This is a genomic window from Flavobacterium sp. LC2016-23 (assembly GCF_009674775.1).
Classification (GTDB): Bacteria; Bacteroidota; Bacteroidia; order Flavobacteriales; family Flavobacteriaceae; genus Flavobacterium.
Window position 1 is genome coordinate 83,474 of record NZ_WKKE01000020.1, and the last position, 26,918, is coordinate 110,391.

Here is a 26,918-nt window from a genome sequence, read left to right on the forward strand (position 1 = left end):
TTAAGCTAAACCCTGAATACTGAGATATTTGTTCTTAAAACCAAATGGGGTTTCATTGGTTTTTATGAAAAAAAGCCGGCTAAAATAAGATGGGTCTTCATACCCAAGATCATATGCGATTTCCTTGGCACTTTTAGAAGTGTGAACTAAAAGTCTTTTCGCTTCTAATATGAGGCGGTTTTTTATAATTTCGTTGGGCTGCGGGAGGTTCATCCGCTTAAATTTATGGGTGAGTGTTTTAGGAGCAATGGCTAATATATCAGCATAGTCGGCGACACTGTGTTTTTGTTTGTAATTTGCTTCAACCAGTTGGGTGAAACGCCTGAAACATTCGAGATCATTATGCTGCTGTGCTACTATACCGTCAAGATGCTGCAGTTTCCAGAGTCGGGTTGATTTAATAAAGATTTGTTTCAAATAGGTACGGATCATCTCCTCCTGCGAGGAATCTTTCAAAATAAACTCATCCTGGATCTGAACAAATAAATAGTCGATAAATGCGGACTCTTTCTCGGGTACAGTCGTCATAGGCATATTATGAATATTGTTAAACAGAAGTCCATCGCAGGCTACTTCTTCATCGTGAATTTGAATGCAGTAAAAATCACTGTTATAAAATATAAAAAAGCCAGTCTGATCCCCTATTGCCTCGAGGCTCAGAACCTGATTGGGACTTATAAAAAAAAGAGAGCTGCCCGAAGTATTGTATACCTGAAAATCTACCTTGACCTTAGAGTTTCCAGAAAGGTACAGCACTTTTATATATTCTTTGTAAGCTTCAGAATTGATCATTTCGAGGCTGTCATGATCTACTTTCAGCAGGCCAATTTTTTTCAGGCTAACATCAAAAATGTGTTCTTTCATTATCGATTCTTCTATTAAAAGCCGGTCTCGTTACGACCGGCAATATTACTGAATATTGGGTATTAATCTTTATTTTATATAACCAGGTTTAAGGAACTCCGGCTCTAATTATTTCTTTGCAAACTTTTCAAGTTCTGTATTGAATTTTTCCATTTCCTCAATAAACAGTGCATGTCCGCTATTCTCAAATTTTACAATGTAAGCGTTTTTAAGACCTTTGTGTAATTGCTCTGCAAACACGAAATCACATAGTTTATCTTTCGTACCATGGAATATTGCTACAGGGACATTAATTTTTGATAAGGAAGGACGAAGATCAAGATCTCGTAGTGCTATGATAGACTGCGTTGTTGCATAAGGAGATGCATCAGAGCTAATATTCGCCAGCCATTGAGACATAGTTGTTGAGATTGCATTTTCAGATGCCGCAAATGCTTTGCCAAAATCTTCAATCAATTGCTGTCTGTTTGTTCTTGTTGTATGTATTAATCCTGCTGCTGCTTCATCGGAAGCGCCATACGGATGACCTTCACGCTGTTTCCAGGAAGGTGCGGCAGCGGCAAAAAGTGCCAGTTTGCTCACATGTGCTCCATTGTATTTTGCCATATAATGTAGTACAACTGCACCACCCATAGAAAAACCGCCAAGAACCGCATTGTTTATTTTAAGTTTATCTAATACAATCTTGATGTCATCTGAGAAAACATCAAAATCGTATTTACCATAAGGTCTGTCAGATTTCCCAAATCCTCGCAGCGATATTCCGATCACCCTAAAACCTTTTTCAACAAAATATTGATATTGATATTCATACATTGCATCATTTAGCGGCCATCCGTGTATTAATACAATGGGCTGTCCTTCTCCAAGGTCGGTTACATGAAGTTTTACATTTGGTTCAACTTCAATAAATTCTAATCTTCCGGCTGATGCAGCAACTCGTTTTGACTGAGCAAATAACGGCTGGCTTAAAGTAAAGATGCATAAAAGACTTAATGTTGAAATAAGTGTTTTCATTTTGTTTGTTTTTAATTAGTTACTATTATTTTTAATTATTTACAGTACAAAGATGCGTAAAACAGTAAGGCCTGAAAATGCACATTTGGAAGAGTCCATTGTATATTTTTCCCTACATCAAAAAACGGCTCGTTATGACACATAAAATAACTGTATTTAGTTTTTAACTCTTTGTAAGCCAGTAAAGTAAAGATCTAACATAGAGCCTTTACAGGCAAGTACGGAATTACGAATCAGACAGGAAATAAAAGTACCTGTCGGATAAATCCCTTATAGCCCAAAACACATAGAACCACAGTACTTAACGGGGCGTTTATTTTATAGTTAAGGCGTGTCAAATAGATACGGTAGCGTGCTATCCCGCTCAGAGTTTAGCCTGTTAAGCACGGGTGTTTTTAGTAAATTAAGGTGTAAGCTTATTACGTTAACTTTTTGAGGACTGTTCAATATTATTGAGCAGGTGCGCTAGTGCGACCGTGTCTTCAAAAGTAGGTGCTGTTTTCGTTTTATTTCTTATATCAGCAGCTATCCTTTTGTAAACCTCCCCAACATTTCTAATTACAGGATTATCAGGCAAACCCTCATACATTTCATTTGGAATTGGCAGTGTTTGTAATTCCGTGTCTTTCCCCTGGGCTCCCCGAATTGTCAATGGTACAAACTGGCCATGTCCAAGCGGTCCTGTTACCTGTATATCACCTTCTGTTCCGTTAATCTCCCACAAAAGGTTAGTGCCTCTTGAAACGCCGCCACGGTAATGAATTGAAATTGCAGCTCCATTTTTCAATTGGCCTATTACCATAATCTGGTCTTCAGAAGTCTTAGGTTTTATTTCGCCACTATCAGTAAGTTTTACTGTGGTGAAATTGTTTATCATTTTCGCTGCCAACGTGTCAAAGCCGCCCAAAACTTTAGTAACGCCGGCCAATGTATGCCCTAAGGGAATGGTTAGCATCGTAGCGCCGTTGGTTTTATCGTATAGATAATAGTTAGCGGCAATTGCTTCATCTGACCAGGGACCCCCCGAGCCGATGATTGTAGTAGATAAAACTTTGCCTACATAGCCCTCTTTAATAAGATGCTCCAGATAAATTACTTCCGGTGAAACAACCATTTGCGTCCCTACTGCTGCAACTACGTTTTCCCGTGCCGCAATAGCTGCCAGCTGCTCCGTTTCAGTAAGTCCGTTGCCCAGAGGGTGTTCGCAGTATACATGTTTGCCTGCTTCAAGCGCAGCCTTCACAAGATTATAGTGGTAAGGAACTTTTACAGTAATTACAACCAGCTCTATATCGGCTGATGCAATTAAGGCATCCGGGTTTTCATAAGCGATTGGTATCTGTAATACAGCTGCTGCTTTTACCGCGCTTTCGTGAGTGGAATTTGCTACTCCGATGATCTCAAAGGTATCAGACAGCTGCCGTAAGGCAGGAAGATGCGACTTTGATGCCCACTGGCTGTCAGGGTTGAGTCCTATTATGCCGACTTTTATTTTTTCTGTTTTCATTTATTTCTATTAAATTGATTGTAAAATTAAAAAGAACGCTATAATTTTGTTATGTACACAACCCATTGTATGTACATACAATTTTGTAAGTAATGACAAATAGAAAAGAAAATACCACAAACAATATCAATCGAAATTTGCTTTCAGATTGTAATCTCACCTACGCCGTACAACTCATGGGCGGACGGTGGAAACTGCCAATTTTAACGCGTTTAAGTGACGGTAAAAAACGTTTTGGGGAGCTTAGAAGGATCATCCCAAACATTACTGAAAGGATGTTAACGTTACAGCTTCGTGAGATGGAACGTGATGGATTACTAATACGAACCGTGTATCATGAAGTACCTCCCCGGGTTGATTATGAACTGACCCCTTTAAGCAGTGCACTCATTCCAATATGCCTGCAACTGGATGACTGGGGAGCAAAACACAAAGATGTTCATTTATGGATTTCTTCAGGTTTAATTCCTTAACTATAAGTATGTTGCAAATACATGCGGGTGAGATGCATATAAAATCCGGCAGGATCAGGACTCAAAAGAATTAGGAGAATTAAATAGCTCAATTATTCAATTGTATGTAATTCTCCTAATGGAATAATCATCATTTAAGGACTGATTCCGCAACTTTACTTAATTTTCAACGATTCTATATGCTTTCCTTTAAACGTTAAATTATAGGTAAGAATCACGGGACTGCCTGGAAAAGTTCCGGATACTTCTGCTTTTAAATTTCCCTTTTCAGCATCTCCTTCAAATTCAAGCGGTTTCATTACCGTATTGTATTCCTTGGAGCTTTTTTCTATCCAGTTTTTTATTTCTGTTTTGCTGGTATAATTTTTTCCCTCGTCAAATACGATTGCAGTTTCAGAAAAACAATCGGCAAAAGCCGAACTGTCAAAATTGTTTTGTGCTTTTACTAAGTCTTGTATTACTTCTGGTAAGTTCATAATGTATCTGTTTTATGGTTACTAATGCTTATTTATTTTATTTACTATTATTTCAGGGGACATATCGACCTCTTCTTTCAGGGGAACTATTAGCTATATTAAAAATCAAATCGTTGGAATTGTTCCGCCATCGATTACATATTCTGTTCCTGTCAGATAACCTGCTCTGGGTGATACCAAAAATCCCACGAGTTCTGCGACTTCTTCAGGTTTGGCTGGTCTTCCGTAAGGGATGCCTCCCAAAGCTGCCATTACGCTTTTTTCAGCCTCTTCTATAGATATAGCACTGCTTTCAGAAATACGCTCCATCATTCGTATCGATGCTTCGGTCATGATCCAGCCTGGAGAAACGGTCAGTACACGTACACCTTTTGGAGATACTTCTTTCGATAATCCTTTACTATAATTAATAAGTCCGGCTTTTGCGGCAGCATACGGCAGCGTGGAATCATACAAAGGAAGTTTACCCTGAATAGAGGCAATATGGATGATTACCCCGCTTTTGTTTTTAAGCATTTCAGGAAGAAATGCCTTATCCAGACGAACTGGTGCCAGTAAATTGGCCTGTATTGTTTCTTCCCAATCCGTATTGGTTAAGGCAGCAAAGCCTCCGCCGGGAGTTTCGGAGCCTCCAAGATTATTTACAAGGATATCTAACTTACCGAATTTCTCCAATACTTCATCCGAAACTTTAGCCGCGGCTTCTGGTTTACTTAAATCTGCCGAAATGAAATGCAGCTCTTTATCTGGTGTTTCAGGCTGATTTCTCGCGCTGATGATTACCGTAGCACCGGCATTTTTTAAACGTTCGGCTATCGCTCTGCCGGCTCCTTTAGTTCCTCCTGTAACCAGCGCAATTTTGCCTGATAACTCATTTTGATAATCTGCTATTTGTTTCATGTTGATTTCTTTTGTACAAATTTCAGAAGTATGCAACTTTCTCACAAGTACGGAATTACGATTCAGATAGGGATAATTTTTTCCCCTATTGCACAAATCGTAACATACCAGTACTTTTACAATATGTATGAAAGAAAAACAATACCGAACTTAAATTGCGGACTTGACCTGATAGGTGAAGTATTATACGGTAAATGGAAGATACGCCTGCTTTGGTTTATCAACGAAGGTCATAAGAGACCAAGTGAATTACAGCGCAAAATACCTGACGCTTCCCGCAGGGTTTTAAATATCCAGTTGAACGAACTGGAAGAACATGAACTTATTGTCAGGAAAATATATCCCGTAGTGCCGCCAAAAGTAGAATACAGCCTGACGGAATTTGGCGAGAGTCTGATTCCTGTTATAGGTGCTTTAGGACAATGGGGAGATCAGAATCAGGAGAGACTGAAGTCTTTAATTATTAAAAAATTTCCCGGAGCAACCGATATTGAATAAAATTAAGAATGCCTGAATTAATTTTGTTCAACTAAATCTATCCTCTTTTATTAGATTTTTCAGATCAGTTCCTTTCAAAATTTCCGTCTCTCTATACTCCTTATCATTACATAAATTTTCTCTGCTGCCTGTTCTTCAATTATTAGAAGGGACAGCATTTACGATTCCTATAGCATTATAAATAATTACAAATATGCAGCGCTGGTAGTTTTTACAACTCCTATTGCTCTGCATTTTACTTATGATGCCGCTTTTATCCGCTGTCAGTTCACCAAATTACGTAAGGCGGGAAAAATCTACTATAATAACCGCACTATATCCATTTTTAGAGAATTGGTCTTTACTGAATTTTGCTGCGGAGGATGAAACCTGTCATGTTGGTTAATTAGTAATGCCGGCAGATATAGAATCATCCTCTAAAAATGAGTAAAAATTAAAAACTATTTAAAAATGACAAAACATCAAAACCGCACATTAGGGGCATTTGAAAAAACGTTCTGGCTGTTGGATCAGATTGATTCTAAAGACTTTGCTCTGGCAGCGGAAGTAGAAGGAAGGGAATCGGGTGCCGCATGGAGACTGGCTGTTAATCAGGTTCAGAAGAGACATCCCAACCTTTCAGTCAGAATTAGAATGGATGAATTTAAGAGACCTTTTATCGAACATGTTGACTCATTGGTCATTCCACTGAAAGTCATAGAAATCGATAACGGCTTTAAATGGGAGCAAGTAGTCGAAAAGGAATTAGCAGTACGGTTCAATACTGAAGAAGGACCGCTTTTTAGAGTGATTGTGCTGCAAAAACCGCACGATACCGTATTGGTCCTGGCGGCTAATCATACATTAGCTGACGGATCTTCTCTTATGTATTTATTCAGGGATTTACTGGAGGCAGTTACAGGCCAGATTCCGCAAGTATTGGCACCACAGAAATCTAACGATGAAACACTTGGATTTCCTGAGGATACAGCAGTTACCGATAATGAAATTTTAGGATATGTGTTTAAAAAACCGACTGTCGTTTCTCCTAAAGTCGAAAGTATTAAGTTCTCCAGTCAACAAACATTGCAGATTATAGAAAGATCCAGACTGGAACAAACAACAGTACATGGGGCAATTTGTGCTGCTGTAGTTATCGCAGGAAGAAAACTTCGCAAAGAATGGGATGATAAAAAAATTGAATTAATCTCTCCGATCTGTACAAGAAAAGTACTTCAGTTAGATGACAACTGCGGATTGAATATCACGACTCATCCTGTTTATTTTGAGCCGGAAGAAAAGCAATCTTTCTGGGATACAGCCAGATTGGCAAAATCAGGTCTCAACGGAACCGAAACGAAAGAACATGTAGAGAACTATCTTGGTTTTTTCAGAACGCTGACTTTCAACAGTACAGATATCCAAAAGATGGTAGATACATTAAAAGAAGCATTCAATCACCAAATAATGGTGACCAATCTGGTAAAGGTGAAATATAAAACTGATTTTGGAAAACTCAAACTTAAATCGGTATATGGCCCGATGGTTCGTTCAGGAAAGGGCCTGGAGCAGACTATTGGGGCTATTAGTACCAATGGTCATCTCTGTCTCACAAATACCAGCGACACACCTATTGCAGGTTTATTAGAAGAAATGCAGACGATTATGGGAGAAGCCTGCAAATAGTATTTCAGACCATCTAAGATAATTTAATTTTAAAGAAACACCATATGATGCGCAGATGTATCATATGGTGTTATTTTATACAATTATTTTTTTGAACATACCTGACAGCCATTTTGATATTTTTTAAAGAGCTAAGACATTGGTAAAAATAATTACGAATGGCATTTGTTGGTTGTCTTCTGCATTTAATGATTTTAAAGTATAAATGAAATAATACGTAATAGTCATTCGGCATTTATTCAAAATTAAAACTCTTGCTTTTTTCAGACTTACATGGCGACTTTAAAAATAGCTAATCTGAAACATTCTTCATTGATTTCAGTAAAAGGAATCACTTTTATTTTTAGATTTATGTAAATACATCATTTGTCGTACATAATGCTTCAAATGTTTTATACTAACTACTTCCGGAAAACTACATTTACAATCTCAGAATTTACTGATTTCATGTAAATGAGGTTGTAAAATTATAGTATATAAAATAAATTATAAGAAAAAGTTACAATCTGATCTTTATTACATGTTTTTAACAACGTTACAAAAAACTAAAAAAATGAGGAAAAGAAAATTTAAGAAGTATGCATTTCTAATGCTAATCGTTTTTGGAAACGGATATGCTCAGTCAAAAACACACCAGGATGCTAATAAACCAATTGAAGAACGGATTTCACTTTTGATGAAAGAAATGACATTAGAAGAAAAAATAGGGCAAATGAATCAATACAATGGTTCATGGGATGTTACAGGTCCAAAACCCGAATCAGGTTCTAATGAACAAAAATACAATAATATAAAAAAGGGATTGGTAGGTTCTATGCTAAGCATAAGAGGCGTTAAAGAAGTAAGAGCCGTGCAAAAAATAGCAGTTGAAGAAACCCGTCTTGGAATTCCGTTAATTTTTGGTTTTGATGTTATACATGGTTATAAAACCCTAAGTCCTATTCCATTGGCAGAAGCTGCAAGCTGGGATTTAGAAGCTATTAAAAATTCGGCACGTGTTGCTGCTGTCGAAGCTTCTGCTTCGGGATTAAACTGGACTTTTGCACCTAATGTAGACATTTCCAATGATGCAAGATGGGGACGGGTAATGGAAGGTGCCGGAGAAGATCCTTACCTGGGCAGCAAAATTGCAGCCGCCAGAGTTAAAGGGTTTCAGGGAGAGAGCTTAAGCGCTAATACCTCTATCATTGCCTGCGCCAAACATTTTGCAGGTTATGGCTTTGTAGAAGCAGGCCGAGAATATAATAGTGTTGATATGAGCAATTCTAAGTTGTACAATACTGTATTACCCCCTTTTAAAGCGGCAGTCGATGCCGGAATTCGTACTTTCATGAATTCATTTAATACATTAAACGGAATTCCGGCAACCGGAAATAGTTTTTTGCAACGAGACATTTTAAAAGGAGCATGGAAATTTAATGGTTTTGTCGTTTCTGACTGGGCTTCTATAGCCGAAATGGTTACACACGGTTACGCAGCCGATGGAGCCGATGCAGCTCAAAAAGCCGTTATTGCAGGTTCTGATATGGATATGGAATCAAATGTATACGTAACAGAATTAGCTCAGTTGGTAAAAAAAGGACTGGTAAAAGAAAGCCTGATCGACGATGCTGTTCGCAGAATTCTTAGAGTAAAATTTGAATTAGGTTTGTTTGATAATCCATACAAATATTGTGATGAGGCCCGCGAAAAATCAAGTATTGGAAACAAGGCCAACAATGATGCTGTTTTGGATATGGCTAAAAAATCAATTGTTTTATTGAAGAATACGAGCCCGTCGGGGAGGAATGAAAAACTGTTGCCATTAAAAAAAGAAGGAGTAAAAATCGCTTTAATTGGTGCTTTGGCAAATGACAAGAACAGTCCACTCGGAAGTTGGAGAATTGCCGCTGATGATCATACAGCAGTATCCGTTCTTGAAGGAATGCAGCAATATAAAAACAACATGTTAGTATATGAAAAAGGAACTGATGTGGCTTTAAATAAACAGGCTTTTGTGGATGAAGTCCAAATTAATACTACCGATTTTTCCGGATTTGAAGCCGCTAAAAAGGCCGCAAAAGAGTCTGAAGTTGTAGTAATGGTTTTAGGAGAAATTGGTTTTCAGAGTGGTGAAGGACGCAGTAGAACGGAATTAGGACTGCCGGGGAATCAGCAGCAATTATTAGAGGAAGTTTACAAAGTAAATCCCAATATTATTTTGGTTTTAAATAACGGGCGTCCGCTGGCATTACCGTGGGCACAGGAAAATATTCCTGCTATTGTTGAAGCGTGGCAGTTAGGAACCCAATCCGGAAATGCAATTGCCCAGGTTTTGTACGGAGATTACAACCCAAGTGGTAAGCTTACAATGTCATTCCCCAGAAACGTTGGGCAATGTCCAATTTATTACAATTTGTACAATACAGGACGACCAGCCAACAAAGACCAGAACGCTTTCTGGTCTCATTATATTGATGTCGAAAAAACACCATTATACCCGTTTGGTTATGGATTAAGCTATACTTCTTTTGAATATAAAAATCTGAAATTAGCAAAAACTTCCTTTCGAAAAGGAGAAAAAATTGAACTAAGTGTTGATGTTACCAATACCGGAAATGCCGATGGAAAGGAAGTAGTTCAGTTGTATATAAATGATGTCGCCGCCAGTGTGGTTAGACCTGTTAAGGAATTAAAAGGTTTTGAACTTATTGCATTAAAAAAAGGCGAAACGAAAACCGTTCAGTTTACTTTAACAGATAAAGAACTGGGATTTTATGACAACAATGGTAAATTTTTAACAGAATCCGGTATGTTTAATGTTATGGTTGGCTGGAACTCTATTGAAGGACTTATGAGTACATTCGAACTAAAATAAATACTAACAAGCTTAAAAACAAAAGATAATCTTTATTATTTAATTTGTTTTTAATCAATTTACAGCCTGAGTACGATTGATCCTTATAAGGTTATTAATCTACTCAGGTTTTTAGCAATGTGGTAAATCCGGATAAAAAGAGTAAGTGTTCTGTTTAGTTTTATTAATATTGTTTTAGATATGATGAAATAAATCAATTGTAAATTTTGTTTCAAATAGAATTGATAAATATTAAAATGTAAAATGAAAAATATCAAATATATTCTTCTGTGCTGTTTTGGTCTTATAAATTGTTTGTTTTCTCAGGATAAATTTGAAAACTACCAATTTAGAAGTATACAGGAAACTACTTCAAAAAGAGCTATTTCTTCTATAATTCAGGATCACAATGGTTTTATTTGGATAGGTACAAACGGCGCAGGGTTATATCGATATGACGGGGTAAATTATTTTGGATATAAACATGATAAAAAACCGGCTTCAGTAATCAGTAACTTTATCTATGCCACTTTTATTGATTCTAAAAATAACTTATGGATTGGTACAGATGAAGGCTTGTGTTTATACAATCGGGATCTGGATAACTTTACCAAAATCAATATTCAGGATGCAATTGTAAAAGGCTACGAACAGCCAATTACTATTAAAACCATTATTGAGGATAACAACGGTGACATCATTTTAGGTTCGTATGGTTTTGGATTATTTAAATTAAATGTAAAAACTTTAAAAGCATCTTTAGTGCACTCAAAAGTTCTGGAAAAACCCAACTTTTTAATCAAATGTTCCGTAAAAAACAAACAGGGAATACTTTATTTAGGAACCAGTTACGGACTTTTAGAGATCGATCTAAACGGAAAAGTAAAGCAGGTTTATAAAGACAAGTTTAAAAGAGAACCTTTATTAGATGATGTAGAAAGCCTTGTTATAGGCAAATTTGGATATTTATGGCTGGGAACGACTGAAAATGGGCTGATAAAAATTAAACCTGAAACAGATAACTATCAATTTGAGAATTTTTTTATTACCAAAAATAAAATCTTATCTATTATACAAAGCAGTCAGGATTATATACTTTGCGGTACCGAAAATGATGGCTTATTAGTTGTAAATAACAAAGGAGAAGTACTGAAAAAATACCTTCACAGTAAATACAATAATTTCAGTTTAAAATCCAATTCCGTATGGTCATTATACGAAGACAAAGAAAAAAGACTTTGGCTGGGTTATTTCAATAAAGGGCTTGGTGTATTTGATAAGCCTAATAATAAATTCAACTCACTTGAATCCCTTGTTAATAATGATAATTCCCTGCAGACTAGTTATGTAACTTCAGTTGTAAAAGATAAAAAGGGCAATCTGATACTAAGTAATGAAGGCGGCGGACTTGATATTTATAATCTTTCTGCTAAAACGTACATCCATGTTAACCAAAACAATCAAAGCTACTATTCTGGTCTTGATGCTGTTGATATTCAGACTATATTTATCGACAGCAAACAAAATATCTGGGTAGGAAGCTGGGACCGTGGCATCTATTTTTTGAAAAATGGAACTACCCGATTCATAAACTACAATACGACAAATACAGCCGGATTAAAATCAAATCGGATTTTTAGTTTTTCAGAAGATTCAGGAGGGCGAATCTGGATTGGAACTTTCATAAAAGGACTTCATTATTTTGACAATAGGAAGAACACCTTTGTGCATTGTGATACTAAACCATTTGCAGATAACGCTTTAGACCAGGCATTTATTCGAAAAGTTTTTGTAGACTCTGATAATATTTTGTGGGTAGGAACGATTTTAGGACTATATCAGGTACACTTAATTGCCGATTCCAGTTTTAGAGTAACAAAAATGCGGGATCAGATGTTCAGTGATAAAACGAAGTATAACGGTATTCAGACCATTTTATCAATTTATGAGTCAAACGATAAAAAAATATGGATCGGTACAGATGGTGAAGGACTGTTTAGTTATAATAAAAAAAACAAGATATTTTCTAATTATGATGATTTTCCGGGTTTTGAAGAAAAATCCGTTCGCGCCATCATTTCTGATAATAATGGATCTTTATGGATAAGCGGTGGACTGGGATTAACAAAACTCGATTTTAAAAACAAACAAAGCACCAATTTCAATAAAGACGATGGTCTTGTTGATAACGATTTTAATAATAATGCAGTCTTTAAAGATGGAAATGGAGAACTGTATTTCGGTGGTTATGAAGGAGTAAACTATTTTAATCCCAATGAAATTAAAAAAACAGAAAAAGCTCCTAGGCTGTATTTCAGTGATTTCAAATTATTTAATAAATCTGTAAAACCAAATGAAGAAAATTCTCCGTTAACCAAAGTCATTTCTCAGACCAAAGAAATTATTCTCAATCATGCACAATCTGTTTTTACGATTGAATATGTTGGGATCAACTATAATTATTCCAGAAAAAACCAATATGCCTACTATCTTGAAGGTTTTGAGAAAGACTGGAATTATGTAGGCAATAACAGAACAGCTACATACACCAATCTGGAGCCGGGTAATTATGTTTTTAAAGTAAAATCGGCCAATGCAGATGGTTCCTGGAGCAATGTTCAGTTAGAGCTAAAAATAAAAATCCTTCCTCCATGGTGGAAAACCATTTGGGCGTATTTAATATATAGCTCTATAGTAGTTTTCCTGATTATATATTTCAACAAAATTTATCAAAATCGTTTTAAAGCCAGACAGGCCATAATTTTAGAAAGAGAAAAAACAATTCAGTTAGAGAAATTAAATAATAAAAAATTACAGTTTTTCACTAATATTTCACATGAATTCAGAACACCATTAACCTTAATTATTAACCCTCTCGAAGATATTTTAAGAAGTAAGAACGTATCGCGCGAAATACATAATAAATTAAAAACGGTACATAAAAGCTCAGACAGGCTTTCGAGACTTATAAATGAGCTGATGGATTTTAACAAATTAGAATTCAACAAAATTTTCCTTCAGGTTAAAAAAATTGAAGTGATCGCATTTGTACAGGAAATTATAGGCTACTTTGATGAGGAAGCAGCTGCGAGAAACATAACTATTGATTTCGAATCAGAACTGGAAGAGCTTGAAGACTGGTTAGATCCTAAAATGCTGGAAAAAATAATATTCAATATCATCTCAAACGCTTTTAAATTTACTCCCGATGATGGCTTTATTGCCATTTCTGTAAATGAATCAGATTCACATCATTCATTAATAATTAATGGAAATAAAGTTCCATCCTTTTCAATAACAATTTCAGACACCGGCTCCGGAATCTACAAAGAGGATTTGAAAAGAATTTTTGATAGATTTTATCAGGTCAATAACCTCAATAAAGATTACTACGGAAGCACCGGAATTGGGTTAGAAGTAGTAAAAGAATTTGTTGAGCTTCATAAAGGAAATATTGATGTTGAAAGCACACCGGGAGAAGGAACAAAATTCATGGTAACATTTCCTTTAGGCAATTCTTTTTATAAGGAAAATGAAGTAGTGAATGAAGTTTTTGAAATAGAAAAAAATAAAAATAAGTTCTTGTTTGAATCGAATAAATATGAGGCAGATGATGAAGAGATTAGTAACGAATCAAAGAAAGAAATTGCTGCAGATACAGCAAAAGCATATACCGTTTTAATTGTGGAGGACAATCTTGAATTACGAAATTATCTGAAAATGGAATTGAGTAAATCATATAAAGTGATTACCGCCGAAAATGGAAAAAAAGGTTACGAACTGGCCGTTCAGAAATTGCCGGATATCGTAATTACAGATGTTATTATGCCGGTAATGGACGGATTACAGTTGTGTAAAAATATAAAAGGAGACCTGAAAACAAGTCATATTCCGTTATTAATGCTCTCTGCAAAAGCAATGGTACAAGACAGAATTGAAGGAATCGATTCTGGTGCTGACATGTATTTGAGCAAACCATTTGAATTGGATATTTTAAAATCCAGTCTGGCACAGCTTATTACAAGCAGACAAATAATGTTTAATAAATTTTATACCGGTATTACAAAAGACGGGAAAGAAAAAACAACCTCTTTAGATAATGATTTCATTCAAAAAATTCTTCATTTTATTAATGAAAACCTGAGTGAATCGGACTTAAGTGTAGAGTTGCTTTCTTCTAAAGTTTTCCTGAGCAGGAGTCAATTGTATCGAAAAATAAAAACACTAACGGGTGTTTCAGTAAATGAGTTTATTAGAAATGTAAGATTAGAAAAAGCAAAACAATTGCTCGAACAAGGCAATAAAAATGTTAACATCAATGAGATTAGTTATAAGGTAGGATTTACATCCCCTTCGTATTTTGCCAAATGTTATAAAATTAAATACGGTCATCTGCCTACACAGCAAACAGGATCAAAAGATTAGAAAAGAATCCATTTAAATAATATAATTCAAAAAGCTTCTATTTTTAAATCGGAGCTTTTTTTTTGACCTTTTTCTGGAAAAGTGATTTTTTGGATTTGCTTAAACTTATTATTTTAATAAAAATACTACAATATAATTTCGCAAAACATATTTTAAAGTATAACTTTTTGCTAATACTTCATTGGTTGTTTAGCGGTTTTTATGTCTTATTAATTAAATACAGCGGGTTAAAATGCTGTTTTGCATCAAATGATGCATGATTTGCTTCATCTGTTCTACACTTGCACTGCTCTAGATTTTACTTTCGTTAAGAAATATTTAAGAAATAGTTTTTTTATCAAAACTTACAGAATAAGCCAGACAAAAAAACAACGCATCAAATATTTTTTACAAACTAAAATAACTAATTATTTAACTCAACTCTAAACCAAATTTTATGCAGAAAAGAACATTAAAAAAACTATTGTGTTTAATAGTGTGTATGTGGGGAAATTTTTTCTTTGCTCAAACTGTTAAAGGAAAAGTAACATCAGGAGGGCTGGGCTTGCCCGGTGTTGGTGTAATTGTAGAAGGAACAAAAAATGCAACAACCACCGATTTTGACGGAGGTTTTATCTTAAACAATGTAGATCCGAAAAGCACATTGATCTTTAGCTATATAGGCTATAAAAATGTGTCCCTGCCGGCAGACACAAAATCAGTGATGAAAGTGAACATGGTTAATGATCTTGAAAAATTAAATGAAGTAGTTGTAATCGGATATGGGACTTCAAAAAGAAAAGATATAAATGGTGCCGTCTCTTCCATTAAAGCTTCCGAGATTCAGGACAAGCCTTTTACTTCTATCGACCAGGCTCTTGTAGGTAAAGCTGCAGGTGTAAATGTTACGCAAAATTCAGGTACACCGGGAGGAGGAATTTCGGTTCAAATTAGAGGGATAACTTCTATTAACGGAAATGAACCTTTGTATGTAATTGACGGAACACCGGTTTTTGCGGACAAGAACAACGACTCCTTTTCGTTTAGTGCTTTAGGAGGAGGAAACGGACAAACTAAAAATTCGGCTTTGTCGGGATTGAATATTTCGGATATCGAAACTATCGATATTCTAAAAGATGCTTCATCAACGGCAATATATGGAGCAAATGGCGCAAATGGTGTGGTTTTGATTACAACCAAAAAAGGGAAAAAAGGAAAATCGACTTTTTCGTATGAAACGTATTTAGGGACTCAGCAAGTGACCAATTCGGTTGATGTTTTAAATTTACCTCAATATGCTGCCTATCAGGCAAAAATTTTCAAACTAAATGGTGAGCCAATTCCGTATCAATATCAAAAACCTGATTTATTAGGCAAAGGTACAAACTGGCAGGACGAGCTTTTTAGAACTGCTGCCATGTACAACCATCAAATATCATTTTCAGGAGAAAAAGACGGAACAAGATATTATACCTCTTTAAATTATTTTGATCAGGAAGGAATTGTTTTAAACTCCGATTTCAACAGAATGTCTATGCGGTTAAACGTAGATTCAAATGTAAAATCATGGTTGAAAATTGGTAACAATATGTCCATAAGTAAGTCATCTCAGCAAGTAGTCAGAAACGATGACAGAGGTGGTTTAGTCATGAATACTTTAAGACAATCTCCGGAATTACCGGTTAGATATGCTGATGGTTCTTTTGCTGGTCCTACAAGTGGTTTAGGTTCTTCGGCAAATGAGGCCACCAACCCAATTGCCTTATCAGAATACAATAACGCAAAAACAGACCGATATAAAATCAATGGAAATGTATTTGCGGATTTCACTCTTATCAAAGGTCTGGTTTTTAGAACGGAATTGGGATATGATTTAAATTTTGCAAAAAGCAGCTCTTTTGCGCCGGCTTATACTTTAGGAAACGTGTCTGAACTTTTAAACAAATCATTCAAGCAACAGGATCAAAGTTTTTATTGGAGTTTAAAAAACTATTTAACGTATAATAAAACCATTAACGAGAAACACAATTTTACCTTTTTGTTAGGTCAGGAAGCGCAGGAAAGCCAATACGAATATTTAAGCGGTTACAGGTCGGGCGATTTCTTAAGTAAAGATTTTACCAACTTAAATATAGGCGATATAGATACTGCAGTTAACGGAAATGGTTCCGGAAGATGGTCTATGACATCTTATATTTCGAGATTAAATTACAGCTTTTCAGATCGCTATTCTTTTTCAGCGTCTTTAAGAGCAGATGCTTCTTCTAACTTTGGACCTAATAATAAATGGGGTTATTTTCCATCATTTGCTGCAGGCTGGACAGTTAGTAACGAAAAGTTCTTTGAACCATTATCCTCTACGGTCAATTATTTAAAATTCAGAGCGGGTTATGGTTCTGTTGGAAATCAAAATATTCCGGCAAACAGATATCAGACCATTCTTTCCCTGACGGCATCTCCATTTGGAGGTGTATCGCCAACAATTGATAATTTAGGTAATCCAAATATTAAATGGGAATCACTTAAGTCCTTTGATGTTGGTTTTGAATTAGGAATGCTTAATAACAGAGTAAAATTAGATTTTGATTATTATGTAAAACATTCTTCTAATTTCCTGACGAAACAAATCAATGATGAATCGAATCAAAGTGCGCTTAATTATTACCTGAATACCGGTGAAATTGAAACGAAAGGAATCGAGCTTACCCTGAATACCAGAAATATTATTACCGAAAATTTTACATGGGACAGTACCATTATTTTTTCAAAATACAACAATGAACTAACCAGTTTTCAGGGTGCAGGTAAATCTTTATTGGGAAAAGTACAATTCGATTTATATAACGTGACCAGAACTACAGAAGGCCAGCCAGTTGGACAATTCTATGGATATGTTACGGACGGATTATTTAAAAATGCGGCAGAATTAGCGGCAGGACCAACTCAGGAAACAGGAACAGGAATTGGTGATATTCGTTTTAAGGATCTGAATAACGACGGAAAAATCGATGCCAAAGACCAAACCGCTATAGGAAGCGCAATTCCTGATTTTACCTATTCTTTTATCAATAACTTTAAGTATAAAAACATTAGTTTATCGGTTGTTTTAACCGGAAGCCAGGGCAATGAAATCTACAACTTTACCCGTCACTATACAGATGGTATTTATCCGGGATTTGGAGATAGGTTTGCCAATGTAAGTACAAGAGCTCTAGATGCTTTTGAACCGGGAGTAAACGAAAATACAAATGAACCAAGAATTAGCCTGAATGATCCAAATGGGAATGGCAGAATCTCAAACAGGTTTGTGGAAGACGGTTCTTATTTAAGAATTCAGAATGTTTCTTTAGGCTACGATTTACCAAAGAAAATATTCGAAAATTCTATTATATCTAAAATCAGATTGTATGTAAATGTCCAAAACTTATATACCTGGACTAAATATTCCGGTTTTGATCCTGCTTTAGGAAATTTAGATCAGAACATCACCCTTAGCGGTATTGATCTTGGGCGATATCCGGTACCGAGAACGACTTCAATGGGTTTAAATTTAGAATTCTAAAATTTACGCTAAAACACACATTAACTTAATGATTTACAGTCGTTAAATAAAAAATAGTAGTTATGAAAAAACTTTTTAAACTTTTTATGATGGGAATGCTGATACCATTGCTGTCTTTGTTTTCCTGTTCTGATGATTTTTTGGATGCACCATCTGAAAATCAATTAACACCAGGCGATTTACCGGAAGGAGTTACCGCTTTTGACGGAATCGCTGAGAGTTTGTATTTTAAACCCTGGTTTACTTTTAATGATAAATTCCTGATTGCGGTAGGCGATATGTACGCCGGCAACGCTTTTACCTTTGATGGTGCTTATGCACAGTTTAAAGATGCACAGGTAACCTCACAAAACCCAATTCTGACAGAAGGATACGTTTCGTTATTTTCGGTTATCGATCAATCCAATAATTTAATGAGTTTGGTCGAAGACAGAAAGAGCGAATTGCCTGAAGCATCGTATAAAAATGCCATAGCAATTTCAAGATTTATGAGAGCCAATGCCTATTTCTATTTGGTAAGAACTTTTGGAGCTGTACCTATCATTAATAAAGCAGGAACGGCAGCGCAGCCAAAAAGAAATCTTGTCGCAGATGTTTACAAATTCATCAAACAAGATTTAGAATTTGCCATTGAAAATTTGCCTGAAACTTCGGTAAAAAAAGGATATGTTACCAAATTCGCAGCCATGGGTATTCTTGCAAAAGTGCATTTAACTTTAAATGAATATGCAGAAAGTGCAGCTTTAACCCAGAAAATTATCGGAAACCAGTATAAGTTAATACAAGAATACGGAAACTTATTTAGCAGCCCTGAAAATAACAATAGTGCAGAGAGTATGTTTGCCCTGCAATGGAAAGCAGTTGCTACAGAATGGGGAACTCAAAACACCAATCAGGCTTATATAGTTCCGGGAGGCTCAGGCATAACCGGAGGTGGTGACGGTTGGGGAGTTTACCTGCCTTCTGTTTCATTGCAAAGCGGTTTTGAGCCAAATGATACCCGAAAAAAGAGCACAATCATGACTGATGGAGACTTTTATCCTGAATTGTTAAAAAATCAGGGAGGTTTCACATACAAAAAAATCCTTTCTTCTACAGGAGCTAATTTCAGAAAATACATTGTAGGTTCTGCAGCCGAAAGAAACGATGTGTTTTTTATGAGAACATCACAAAACACAATTATATTACGATATTCTGATGTTTTATTAATGCATGCCGAAGCGATTTTGGCCGGAGCAGGTTCTACTACTTCTGCAGCTGCTTTAAGCGCTTTTAATGAAGTGAGATCAAGAGCCGGATTGCCAGCTAAAACGATACTTACCAGAGAGGATCTGTTTAATGAAAGAAGAGTTGAATTTGCGCTTGAAGGACAATATTTCTTTGATTTAAAACGCCGCGGCCTGGCTGAAGCAACAGCAATTATTTCGCAGCAGGAAGTTGGTTTTTATTCTGATGATGCCAGAACTGAATTGATTTCCAGAAAGATAACTCCTGGAAGCAATTATTTTGAATTGCCATTACCGCAATCTGCTATTGATACTAATCCATCATTATTAGAGCCTCCGGTTCCTTTTAACTTCAATTAATCTTATTACTATGATCAATAAAATAAAATATAGAATTATAATTCTTTTAGCAATGTTGTCTTTTACAGCTTGCCAAAATGATGACATGGTTTCTGCAAATGTAGATGCCATGGTTGCTGAACCGGGCGATCTGTTGAATCAGGCTTTTCCATTAAATAAAGTCAGAGTCGAAGGTAAAGGTTTAATGGGATTAAAAAGAATCACGCTGGATAATAAAATTGACATTAGTTTCAATCCCAATTACAATTCAGATAAGGCGTTTATTTTTACCATACCCTTTGATGAAAAACTGGGAAGCAGATTTGGTGTACAGCCTATTACGTTTATAACCGGAAACGGATCAGTAACCAAAAATATTGAGATTTTACAGCCTGTTCCCACTATTACAAAAACAATTCCGGCTGTGGCAACTCCGGGATTTCCGTTAGAAATTGGAGGTACGTGGTTTTATAATATTTCTTCGGTAACTTTAGGAGGAAAGGCACTAAATTATACGCTAAAATCATCTTCATCAATTATTATCGGTTTACCTGCAAATGCAGTTTCCGGATCAGAACTGGTAATTACTACACCCGGAGGTACAGCAAAAAAGACATTAGAATTTGCGACACTAATTCTGGTATCTGATTTTGACGGTAATGGTACCAGAACAAGCTGGAACGCTTACGGCGATATCGATAGTTTTAACGCAAATACTACAGGTGGTCCAACAGGTAATTATGCAACACTTACCTGGTCTGGCTCAACTGCCAACGGTTATAACGGAAGCAGCGCAGGAGGCGGAACTAATTTTCTAAGTGCAACCAATAAAGATGCTGCAAAAACCTTTATAGATATTGATGTAAGTGCCAATGTAACAGGCGCTCAATTCGCCATTCAATTAAATACTATTGACGGTAAAGACTATGGTTATAATTTTAAAGTAACCGATGTAAACTGGACAACAAAAACCATATCCTTAGCCGATTTTAAAGATAATTATGGATTCGGAACAAATACTGCCAGTACAATAGATGCCTCTAAAGTTAATGAAATTAAAGTAGGAATTGTACAGAGTGATACGCCAAATCCTAGCGTAATAAAATTTGACAATATTAAAATTCGTTACCAATAATTAATTGGTTTGTGTTCTAATTGGCTTCTAAAAAAGGGCTGTGATCAAAGCAGCCTTTTTATAGAAGTAAACAGGCAAAAACGATATAATAGAAATTATAAATGAGAGTATTTTCATTAACAGAAGATATTCTATAATAAAAAAACAGTATGAAAATTAAATTTTTACTAGTGCTTTCCAGTCTTGTCTTTTTTTTAAATTCTTGTTCTAAAGAAGACAGCACAGTGGCCGATAATTTAGAAAATCCGGTTGCAAACGCACCCAAAGACGTGAATGATCATGGTTTTAGAGCCAAATGGAATTATGTTTCCAATTCTAAAAGCTATCTTCTGGATGTTTCTACAACCGAAAATTTCACAGCATTTGTGCCCAATTATAATTCAAAAGAAGTAACTGATTTAAATGAAGTTGTAGTTGGCTTAACGGGAGGTACGCAATATTATTACAGAGTAAGAGCCAAATCAGAGACGCAAACTTCGGGGTATTCAAATGTGATTAGTGTTGTAACTACGGGTTCCAGTGGTATTCCTGAAGACCCTGCTTTTTTAAAAGTAAAAGTCAATAAGGTAGCAAATCCATTTTTTGTTGGTATGGCAATAAAAGCTTCGCAATTAACCAGCGGAAGCCCTTATGATATTATTCTGAAAAATGAATTTAGCAGTATTTCTGCCGAATACGAAATGAAAATGGATCAAATTTCTACTGCAAGCGGTGTTTATAACTGGGCGGTAGCAGATAAAATTGTTGCTTACGGAAATTCAAATGGCATCAATGTTCACGGTCACGCTTTAGTATGGCATAACTCAGTACCAAAATGGTTAACAGATTTTTCAGGTACTGATGCAGAATTTGCTGCAGAAGTAAAAAAATACATTACCGATGTTGTGACGCATTATGCAGGAAAAGTAAAATCATGGGATGTGGTTAATGAAGCTGTAGATGATAATGGCGGCAACATGAGAAATACTATTTTTCTTAGACGAATGGGACCTAATTATGTGAAAGATTGTTTTCAATGGGCAAAAAATGCTGCAAACGCTGCAGGTGATACAAATTTATTACTGTTTTATAATGATTATGCAACATCTACAAATATCCCAAAGCAAGACAAGGTTTTTAGCCTTATAGATGATTTAAAAACAAGTAAACTCATTGATGGTGTTGGGTTCCAAATGCATAATACTTATCTAAGCCCTACAAAAACTCAAATAGAAACAGATATTAACAGAGCGGTCTCAAAGGGTCTGAAAATCCATGTTTCAGAATTAGACATTCAAGTCAATCAATTTAATGACATCACTACTTTTACAAATGAAAGAAGGTTAGCTCAAAAAGAAAAATACAAGGAAATGGTAAAAATCTATAATGCACTTCCCGCAGCAAATAAATACGCTTTAACGATTTGGGGAATGAAGGATAATGAATCGTGGATTCCGTATAGCACAGAACTAAATCACCCGGGAAATGACTGGCCTTTATTGTATGATTCAAATTTTGCGATTAAAAGTTCGCATACCGGATTTCTCGAAGGTTTAGATTAAATTTTAAAGCATACTACTTTACTATACTATTAATTAACCACAAAAAATTATGAAAAAATTAAATTTGTTATCATTAGCATTATCATGTGTATTAGGATTTGCATCCTGCACAGATAGTACAACTCCCGTATTGGCAGAAGACCAATCGGCAAGTGTAAATAGCTCTAAAAGTACAGGCAAAGTAGCCGGTGCCCCATGGGTCAAACAATTTGAAGATACATTCAATGTAGGTTCTAATCTGTCACAATGGACAAAGGAGCAACGAGCAGATTATAATTCGTGGTATTGCGACTATGCCAGTTCAGTGCCAACTACGCAATGGAGAGATGGAAAGCAATGTCTGGAAATCAAGACTACAAAATTGAGCACGTACAAATATCAATCCGGATTTATTTCTTCTAATTATCAATATAAGCCTGAAAATAATACAGAGTATATGCTTTCCGCCAATATTAAGTTAGTAGCGATGGATGGCGGAACTTACAAATCTTTCACACAAACGTACGGTGCCTGGCCTGCCTTCTGGTCTGTGCAGCAAAATGCCTGGCCAACCAAAGGAGAAATTGACATCATGGAAGGGTACTCTTTTGCGCCTAATGCCAGTCGTTTTACTTCAAATCTTTTCTATGGAACTTCCAGCGGAACAAACCTTATCGGAAATTCTGCAGAGCGAAACTATCCGGGTAATTTTGATATAAACGGAAATGGCGGATGGCATTTATATGAATCCTTTTGGAAAATGAAAGACAATGTCGTAACCGTAACTATAAAGGTAGATAATGTAACGGTTTCAACGTATACCAATAGTAGTGCAGGAAATCTTAATTTAAATAATTTCGGACCACACTCGATTATATTTAATCTAAATGTTGGATCAAAAGATTCGAATTTCATAGACCCCAATAAAATCAATTTATTTTCATCTGTAATGATGTGGGTAGATGATGTTACGGTTTACAAAAGACCAATCTAATTGATAAGTGCAGAAAGCAGATTTCGAAAAATTAGAAATATTTATGTTGCAGCTGGTACTGATGGTTCGAATTCAATTCGTCAAAATACAACTTTAAAAAGAGGTTTTCCGTAATAGACTGCACCCAAAAGTTCAGGCGAATTTATAGTTAAATTTGATAATAATGAGCTCGATATTGTATCGGGCTCATTCCTTTTCAATTGAGTTTAATTCTGTTGTTACTATGATCGTTGTAGGTTCTGTCGCATCTAAAGCTAAGTTTTATCTTTGCCTTTTTAAATTCTTAAACTCATGAATACTAAAGGTCATTGCTATCCGAAGTCTATTATACTGCAGGCCGTATATTTTAAACTTAGGTTTACATTAAGCTATCGGGATGTTGAAGAGATCATAAAAATGCGCGGAGTTCATGTTGATCATGCTACTATTCAACGCTGGGTTTATAAGTTTACACCTTTGCTTGAGTCAGAGATGAAGAAGAGAAAAGTCAGAGTGGGGGCGAGTTGGAGATTGGATGAAACTTATATCAAAGTAAAAGATATTTGGTGTTATTTATATAGAGCGGTAGATAAATTAGGTAATACGGTTGACTTTCTTTTGACCAGAAAAAGACAAAGAATGAGCGCTCAGTCTTTTCTAATTAAAGCAATTACTAATAATTGCCGGCCAAGAGTAATAAACATTGATAAAAGCGGTTCTAATACTGCAGCAATCAAAGTCTATAACAAACGTTCATTCTCAAAGATTAAAATCCGGCAGTGTAAATATCTCAACAATATTATAGAACAGGATCATCGTTTTATAAAATGGAGGATACAAAACGGGTTAGGCTTTAAAAGCTTTGAATCAGCAAGACGAACATTGAGCGGAATTGAAGTTGTGCATATGCTGAGAAAGAATCAGATGATTGAACCAGGGATAACTATGTTTAAATCATTCTGTAAATTGGCGGCCTAACTTTTAAATTACTTAAAGTGTTATATTTGATTCTGACAGATGCGACAGAACCCCCTTTTACTTGTATAAACTAAATCAAAGCGTTTGCAATGTGGCTTTTTATATACTTACTACTTAATAAAACGTATTAAGAACCTTTTTTTATTAGCCCGCGTTACAAACGCTACAATTATCTTTTAAATATTATGTAGGCACTCGTTGCATACGAGCACCAGAGGGAATAAAAAAAATCACTAACCGAATACTCCGTTGATCTGCGATAACACCCAACTGAAACCTCCGCCTGCCAAATTCACATAACAGGTTTGTCCGCTGAATGCAATAATAGTTCTACCCGCAGGAGCAGTCACCTGAAAATTTTGTGTATCAACTACATTGGGATTAATGGTGGCGGGATAACTTGTGCCGTTGATGGTGATTTGAACTACCACATTTTGTCCGTACCAGTAGCCTGTTACGTAACTGAAAGCGGTGAGGCCATTTGTGAGATTGATCGGATTATTCCCATTGCCGCCATCACCACCGTGTTGTAATAGTTGTACCACATACGAGCCGTCGCTGCTGGCATTGGTACATTGGATGGCATCCACAACATCTCCGCTACGGATAACGATACTTTGGATAATAGTAGGAGTAGTTTGCGCATTCAAGATGGCTCCATCGTCGAACACAACCACATCCGGTTGGCCGGTCAGGTATGGCCGCATCAATAGTTGCTGACTTTGCTCGAAAGGCCAGTTGGAAGAATCAAGCCGCCAACTCATCATAGTTTGGTAAGGGTATTGCTTACTCTGGTACTGAATCCCAGCAGCGTATTGCTGAGAAGCATAAAGCGCAGTGACACCACTTTCTAAATAAGCACCGAATCCCAATAGATCGGCATTGATACCGTGTGCAATAAATACGCTAGGATCGCTAACCCAGTAACTTTGCAAATTGAACACATCCACATTGGCATTCACAGCATCCGCATTCAGGTTGTTGACATTACCGGACTGGTTAGAACTCGCCGAAATGGCCAGATAATAGTTATCCCCGAAAGCCTTACCCAATGCGTTGAGCCATTGGCCACATTGCTTAGGGGAGAGTTGGCTCGTGGGCTGTTCCCAATCAATGTCGAAACCATTGAGGTCATTGTTAGCCAGAAAGTTGGCAACATTGGTCGCAAAAGTGGTCAGCAGGGCGGGGTTGTTGATGATCGTTTGGAGATCGTTGGTGATTTCTTGTGTATAGGCCAGTAAAGCAAATATGGTGATGTCCGGGTTTTGTGCACGTGCATCTAAAACCTGTTGTGCAAGATATGTGTTACTGGTTTGCAGGGTGGGACTGCTAGGGTTACTCATATCCACTCCAAACCAGCCGATGCTCAGGTAATCAAGGGTGCTGTATATCCCGTTGAGCTTAATAGAACTAAAATTGCTGTTGGGTGAGCTGTAGGTCGCGTTTGCTGGATGTAGCTCATTAGTCAGCCACGCACCGATGGCGCCGGTAAAGTTTTTTTTGCTTTTCATGTGATTAGAATTTTAGAGTTTTCTACCTAGTTTTTAATTTCTTTATTAAAAATACCAACTAATAGGCTTTTATAATGCAAAAAATGTAATGAGTACGATTTTCTAATGTATGAGTAAGCATAATCTTGGAATAAGATGCAGTTAATTATTTTAAACGATTTAGAAGAAGAGTTAAAGGTTAAGAATCAAAACATAAAATTAGATTATAAAATAAACACAAATTTGTCTTATGGATTTTAAAAAACCGAATTTTAGAATTGCTTTTTAAAGATGCTCCTTTAGAAGAAGTATTCAGGTTCTGTCGCATCTAAAGCTAAGTTTTATCTTTGCCTTTTTAAATTCTTAAACTCATGAATACTAAAGGTCATTGCTATCCGAAGTCTATTATACTGCAGGCAGTATATTTTAAACTTAGGTTTACATTAAGCTATCGGGATGTTGAAGAGATCATGAAAATGCGAGGAGTTTCTGTTGATCATGCTACTATTCAGCGCTGGGTTTATAAGTTTACACCTTTGCTTGAGTCAGAGATTAAGAAGAGAAAAGGCAGAGTGGGGACGAGCTGGAGATTGGATGAGACATTATATCAAAGTAAAAGGTATATGGTGTTATTTATATCGAGCGGTAGATAAATTAGGTAATACGGTTGACTTCTTTTGACCAGAAAAAGACAAAGAATGAGCGCTCAGTCTTTTCTAATTAAAGCAATTACTAATAATTGCCGGCCAAGAGTAATAAACATTGATAAAAGCGGTTCTAATACTGCAGCAATCAAAGTCTATAACAAACGTTCATTCTCAAAGGCTAAAATTCGGCAGTGTAAATATCTCAACAATATTGTAGAACAGGACCATCGATTTATAAAATGGAGGATACAAAATGGACTAGGTTTTAAAAGCTTTGAATCTGCAAGACGAACATTGAGTGGAATTGAAGTTGTGCATATGCAGAGAAAGAGGATCAAAGCATATTGTTGTGGGGAAATATTAAAATCTAGATATTTGTATTTCCAAATTATACCCCAGTGCAAGATT

Annotated in this window: 17 protein-coding genes and 1 pseudogene; 12 read left to right on the forward strand and 6 right to left on the reverse strand. The window is 36.1% G+C overall.

The annotated features are described in order from the left end of the window. The 3 genes from GJU43_RS17130 to GJU43_RS17140 all read right to left on the reverse strand — a co-directional run bounded on the left by GJU43_RS17130 (position 1) and on the right by GJU43_RS17140 (position 3,388). On the reverse strand, positions 1-864 hold the full coding sequence (locus GJU43_RS17130; protein WP_154342242.1) for an AraC family transcriptional regulator: 864 nt from the start codon (positions 862-864) through the stop codon (positions 1-3). A 108-nt stretch (positions 865-972) separates the two neighbouring features. Next, a complete protein-coding gene (locus GJU43_RS17135) occupies positions 973-1,881 on the reverse strand; it encodes an alpha/beta fold hydrolase (RefSeq protein WP_154342244.1) in 909 nt (302 codons plus the stop codon). Positions 1,882-2,305: 424 nt separating this feature from the next. Further along, a complete protein-coding gene (locus GJU43_RS17140; RefSeq protein WP_154342246.1) occupies positions 2,306-3,388 on the reverse strand; it encodes a Gfo/Idh/MocA family protein in 1,083 nt (360 codons plus the stop codon). Between the two features lie 176 nt (positions 3,389-3,564). Here GJU43_RS17140 and GJU43_RS17145 point away from each other — a divergent pair, with 176 nt between their 5' ends. Then, entirely contained in the window at positions 3,565-3,861 is a 297-nt protein-coding gene (locus tag GJU43_RS17145; RefSeq protein WP_370455654.1) for a winged helix-turn-helix transcriptional regulator, read from the forward strand. Positions 3,862-4,016: 155 nt separating this feature from the next. Here GJU43_RS17145 and GJU43_RS17150 read toward each other — a convergent pair whose 3' ends face one another. Beyond that, positions 4,017-4,337 carry a nuclear transport factor 2 family protein gene (locus GJU43_RS17150; RefSeq protein ID WP_154342250.1) on the reverse strand — a complete coding sequence of 107 codons (321 nt, stop codon included), beginning with the start codon at positions 4,335-4,337 and terminating at the stop codon, positions 4,017-4,019. A gap of 105 nt (positions 4,338-4,442) precedes the next feature. Then, positions 4,443-5,237, reverse strand: coding sequence for an SDR family oxidoreductase (locus GJU43_RS17155; protein ID WP_154342252.1), 795 nt, complete (start codon positions 5,235-5,237; stop codon positions 4,443-4,445). Between the two features lie 30 nt (positions 5,238-5,267). Between GJU43_RS17155 and GJU43_RS17160 the strand changes: the two genes are divergently transcribed. From GJU43_RS17160 to GJU43_RS17205, 10 genes are all read left to right on the forward strand, one after another. Next, a complete protein-coding gene (locus GJU43_RS17160; RefSeq protein ID WP_229655072.1) occupies positions 5,268-5,735 on the forward strand; it encodes a helix-turn-helix domain-containing protein in 468 nt (155 codons plus the stop codon). A gap of 450 nt (positions 5,736-6,185) precedes the next feature. Continuing rightward, positions 6,186-7,400: a condensation domain-containing protein gene (locus tag GJU43_RS17165; RefSeq protein WP_154342254.1), complete on the forward strand. Its 1,215-nt coding sequence runs from the start codon at positions 6,186-6,188 to the stop codon at positions 7,398-7,400. A gap of 553 nt (positions 7,401-7,953) precedes the next feature. After that, positions 7,954-10,257 carry a beta-glucosidase BglX gene (bglX, locus tag GJU43_RS17170; RefSeq protein ID WP_154342256.1) on the forward strand — a complete coding sequence of 768 codons (2,304 nt, stop codon included), beginning with the start codon at positions 7,954-7,956 and terminating at the stop codon, positions 10,255-10,257. A 243-nt stretch (positions 10,258-10,500) separates the two neighbouring features. Next, positions 10,501-14,661 carry a two-component regulator propeller domain-containing protein gene (locus GJU43_RS17175; protein WP_154342258.1) on the forward strand — a complete coding sequence of 1,387 codons (4,161 nt, stop codon included), beginning with the start codon at positions 10,501-10,503 and terminating at the stop codon, positions 14,659-14,661. A 436-nt stretch (positions 14,662-15,097) separates the two neighbouring features. Continuing rightward, positions 15,098-18,202, forward strand: coding sequence for a TonB-dependent receptor (locus GJU43_RS17180; protein WP_154342260.1), 3,105 nt, complete (start codon positions 15,098-15,100; stop codon positions 18,200-18,202). 62 nt (positions 18,203-18,264) lie between these two features. Next, complete coding sequence (locus tag GJU43_RS17185) at positions 18,265-19,788, forward strand: RagB/SusD family nutrient uptake outer membrane protein (protein ID WP_154342262.1); 1,524 nt, start codon at positions 18,265-18,267, stop codon at positions 19,786-19,788. A gap of 10 nt (positions 19,789-19,798) precedes the next feature. Next, the gene (locus tag GJU43_RS17190; protein ID WP_154342264.1) at positions 19,799-20,902 is read left to right on the forward strand and encodes a hypothetical protein; all 1,104 of its coding nucleotides are present in this window, start codon (positions 19,799-19,801) and stop codon (positions 20,900-20,902) included. Positions 20,903-21,051: 149 nt separating this feature from the next. Beyond that, positions 21,052-22,443 (forward strand): endo-1,4-beta-xylanase, encoded by a 1,392-nt coding sequence (locus GJU43_RS17195; protein WP_154342266.1) that lies wholly within the window; start codon positions 21,052-21,054, stop codon positions 22,441-22,443. Positions 22,444-22,492: 49 nt separating this feature from the next. After that, positions 22,493-23,416 (forward strand): family 16 glycosylhydrolase, encoded by a 924-nt coding sequence (locus tag GJU43_RS17200; protein WP_154342268.1) that lies wholly within the window; start codon positions 22,493-22,495, stop codon positions 23,414-23,416. A gap of 291 nt (positions 23,417-23,707) precedes the next feature. Next, positions 23,708-24,373: an IS6 family transposase gene (locus GJU43_RS17205; protein WP_154342270.1), complete on the forward strand. Its 666-nt coding sequence runs from the start codon at positions 23,708-23,710 to the stop codon at positions 24,371-24,373. 233 nt (positions 24,374-24,606) lie between these two features. Here the strand turns inward: GJU43_RS17205 and GJU43_RS17210 are convergent, their stop codons facing one another. Continuing rightward, positions 24,607-25,884, reverse strand: coding sequence for a glycosyl hydrolase family 18 protein (locus tag GJU43_RS17210; protein ID WP_154342272.1), 1,278 nt, complete (start codon positions 25,882-25,884; stop codon positions 24,607-24,609). A gap of 350 nt (positions 25,885-26,234) precedes the next feature. On the opposite strand from GJU43_RS17210, the pseudogene GJU43_RS17215 reads away from it, so the two are divergent. After that, a pseudogene (locus GJU43_RS17215) lies at positions 26,235-26,840 on the forward strand (IS6 family transposase); the annotation flags it as partial. Positions 26,841-26,918: the final 78 nt, after the last annotated feature.

Coding starts and splice junctions, on each gene's coding strand:
- GJU43_RS17210 (WP_154342272.1), bottom strand. CDS start 25,884: ATGAAAAGCAAAAAAAACTTTACCGGCGCCATCGGTGCGTGGCTGACT.
- GJU43_RS17175 (WP_154342258.1), top strand. CDS start 10,501: ATGAAAAATATCAAATATATTCTTCTGTGCTGTTTTGGTCTTATAAAT.
- GJU43_RS17185 (WP_154342262.1), top strand. CDS start 18,265: ATGAAAAAACTTTTTAAACTTTTTATGATGGGAATGCTGATACCATTG.
- GJU43_RS17135 (WP_154342244.1), bottom strand. CDS start 1,881: ATGAAAACACTTATTTCAACATTAAGTCTTTTATGCATCTTTACTTTA.
- GJU43_RS17180 (WP_154342260.1), top strand. CDS start 15,098: ATGCAGAAAAGAACATTAAAAAAACTATTGTGTTTAATAGTGTGTATG.
- GJU43_RS17130 (WP_154342242.1), bottom strand. CDS start 864: ATGAAAGAACACATTTTTGATGTTAGCCTGAAAAAAATTGGCCTGCTG.
- GJU43_RS17190 (WP_154342264.1), top strand. CDS start 19,799: ATGATCAATAAAATAAAATATAGAATTATAATTCTTTTAGCAATGTTG.
- GJU43_RS17200 (WP_154342268.1), top strand. CDS start 22,493: ATGAAAAAATTAAATTTGTTATCATTAGCATTATCATGTGTATTAGGA.
- GJU43_RS17145 (WP_370455654.1), top strand. CDS start 3,565: ATGGGCGGACGGTGGAAACTGCCAATTTTAACGCGTTTAAGTGACGGT.
- GJU43_RS17205 (WP_154342270.1), top strand. CDS start 23,708: ATGAATACTAAAGGTCATTGCTATCCGAAGTCTATTATACTGCAGGCC.
- bglX (WP_154342256.1), top strand. CDS start 7,954: ATGAGGAAAAGAAAATTTAAGAAGTATGCATTTCTAATGCTAATCGTT.
- GJU43_RS17140 (WP_154342246.1), bottom strand. CDS start 3,388: ATGAAAACAGAAAAAATAAAAGTCGGCATAATAGGACTCAACCCTGAC.
- GJU43_RS17160 (WP_229655072.1), top strand. CDS start 5,268: ATGCAACTTTCTCACAAGTACGGAATTACGATTCAGATAGGGATAATT.
- GJU43_RS17195 (WP_154342266.1), top strand. CDS start 21,052: ATGAAAATTAAATTTTTACTAGTGCTTTCCAGTCTTGTCTTTTTTTTA.
- GJU43_RS17155 (WP_154342252.1), bottom strand. CDS start 5,237: ATGAAACAAATAGCAGATTATCAAAATGAGTTATCAGGCAAAATTGCG.
- GJU43_RS17165 (WP_154342254.1), top strand. CDS start 6,186: ATGACAAAACATCAAAACCGCACATTAGGGGCATTTGAAAAAACGTTC.
- GJU43_RS17150 (WP_154342250.1), bottom strand. CDS start 4,337: ATGAACTTACCAGAAGTAATACAAGACTTAGTAAAAGCACAAAACAAT.